The organism is Lactobacillus nasalidis, from assembly GCF_016587775.1.
Taxonomy (GTDB): Bacteria; Bacillota; Bacilli; order Lactobacillales; family Lactobacillaceae; genus Lactobacillus; species Lactobacillus nasalidis.
The window spans coordinates 1-1,043 of the sequence record NZ_BOCG01000085.1 but is presented as its reverse complement, the minus strand read 5'-3'; the positions used below and the strand labels follow the sequence as shown (position 1 = coordinate 1,043).

Annotated in this window: 1 protein-coding gene and 1 other annotated feature; the gene reads right to left on the bottom strand. The window is 47.8% G+C overall.

Translation table 11 applies throughout. The annotated features are described in order from the left end of the window. On the bottom strand, positions 1-553 hold a 553-nt coding region (locus lacNas_RS01120), incomplete at its 3' end, for a LysR family transcriptional regulator (RefSeq protein WP_201330989.1). A 263-nt stretch (positions 554-816) separates the two neighbouring features. Then, positions 817-1,016 (top strand) — a binding site (T-box leader). Positions 1,017-1,043: the final 27 nt, after the last annotated feature.

Genomic DNA, 1,043 nt, shown 5'->3' with positions numbered 1-1,043 from the left:
TTACCGGCCGGCTGCCGGCATAGCCGTAGTGCTTGCTGCAGACGGCGTAGAAGCGGCCGTCAAGCAGCTTTTGGTAGCTGAGGGTGATGCCGGAGTCGATTGATTCAGGCCTGGTCAGCACCACGTCGCAAAAGCCCTGTTTCAGCCTGGACACCATGGTCCGGTGGTCATAGTTTTCAAGGAAGATTTTGACGTCAGGCTTGTACTTGCTGTATTCCTGCACCAGTTGGTTGATCGCGTAGCGGTCGTATCCTGAACCGGCGAAGCCGATCGTCAGCAGGGTGTTGACCGACTGGGCCACTTCCCGGGCATGGGTGACCGCCTTGTTGAACTGGGTGATTACGGGATGCATGCCCTGGTAAAAAAGCTGTCCGGCCGGCGTCAGAGTTACCTGTTTGCGGCTGCGGTAGAAGAGTTTGGTATTGAGATAGCGTTCTAATGAAGAAATAGATTGTGAAACGGCTGATTGGGTGATGTTCATGTTTTGGGCAGTGCGCGAAAAGTTCAGGCTTTCTGCCAGGTCAAGGAAAATTTTGATTTTATCAGTGTTCATTGAGCATATTAGACTTTCTGATTAATTTTGATGGTTCTGGTTCATGAGGAAAGAATACCCCATTATTTAGTGCAAGTCAAAGCAATTGATTAAAGTCTTAATCAAAGTTTTTAAAAAAGTTATTGATTCCCGCTCAGGCCCGGTTTGACGGCAATTCTATGAAAATTGCAACCGGTTTTAAGCAATTTTTGCAGAAAAAATTCAAAAAAGTTTGTAAAAAGGGCTTGAATAAAATGAGAGACCTGTTAGAATAACATCTAACAACTAAAGCGAAGGAAGTAGTACCTGCTCCCCCGGCTCTTAAAGCGAGTTTCGTAGTTGAGAGGAAACAGAGCCAGCGCAGGGAACGCGTCCGGGAGCATGACCGTGAAGCGGCCATCGTGTGATCTGCGTTAAGGATCAAGAGTGTCCGGCTGGATAGGCCGGGAATTAAAGGTGGTACCGCGAGCAAGTCGTCCTTTTGCATAACAGCAAAAGGACGGCTTTTTTT